Origin of the sequence: Streptomyces sp. SID1328 (genome assembly GCF_009865595.1) — a bacterium.
Classification (GTDB): domain Bacteria; phylum Actinomycetota; class Actinomycetes; order Streptomycetales; family Streptomycetaceae; genus Streptomyces; species Streptomyces griseoluteus.
This window is the reverse complement of sequence record NZ_WWKH01000452.1, coordinates 1-934: the sequence shown is the minus strand read 5'-3', so window position 1 is coordinate 934 and position 934 is coordinate 1. Positions and strand designations below refer to the sequence as shown.

Annotated in this window: 1 protein-coding gene; it reads right to left on the bottom strand. The window is 77.8% G+C overall.

The window, feature by feature from the left end; translation table 11 throughout:
- Positions 1-196: 196 nt before the first annotated feature.
- On the bottom strand, positions 197-934 hold a 738-nt coding region (locus tag GT030_RS13740), incomplete at its 5' end, for an FAD-dependent oxidoreductase (RefSeq protein WP_161201360.1).

Sequence of the window (934 nt, the reverse complement as noted above, 5' to 3'; positions counted from 1 at the left end):
GCCGAGGCCGCCGCCCAGGCCGCCGACATGCGCTCGGTCCGCGCGGTGGAGTACATCCGCGACTTCGAACGCCGCCTGGAGCCCTACCGCGACGCGGCCCCGGCCCGCGGGTACCGGGAGCGGGTGGCGGCGCTGGGGTAGGGGGCGCCCGTTACGGGGGGCGCCCCCAGGGATCGGGCCCGGCGGGCCTCCCGTGTCAGGCCGCCCGCGGCATCGTCGCCGGGGGGTCCGCCAGGTGCATGGAGGAGGTGGCTCCCAGGTCCGTCAGGATGGCCGTGGTGGCCCGCGTGGCCGAGTGGAGGGCGCCCTGGAGGGTGGGGGTGTCCCGGTGGTCGCCGCAGACGTAGAGGCCCGCCAGAAGGCGTACGGGGCGGTGGGGGTCGTAGGCGGGGCGCGTGGCCGGGACGGCGTCCGGGGTGTGGTGGACGGCCAGGGTTTCCCAGCGGTTGGTGGGGGTGCCGTACAGGCGGGACAGGTGGGTGCGGACGGCGGCGTCCACGTCTTCGGGCGGGGTGCCGAGCACCGTCGAGGAGATCAGGGTGCGGCCGGCCGGGGCGCGGCTCGGGTCGACGTTGCTGATCACCGCCGTGTGCGCGACCGGGCCGCCCCGGTCCGCGTCCAGCAGCAGCGAGGTGCCCGTGGACAGCGCCGGGCCGGGGTCGTCGGTGGTGTGGTGGACGACGGTGACCGGGTGGAAGCCGGGGACGCGGAGCCCCGGCAGCAGCTCGGCCGCCGCACGGGCGTCCGTGGCCAGCAGGACCGCGCGACAGCGCAGTACGCCGTGCTCGGCGGTGGTGACCGAGGTGGTGGAGACCGAGGTGACCCGCACCCCGGTCCGCACGGTGCCCGGCGGCAGGGCGCGCGCCAGCAGCCCGGGCAGTACCTCCGCGCCTCCCTCCGGCACGCTCAGCCGGCCCCCGGCGAACGCCCGCAG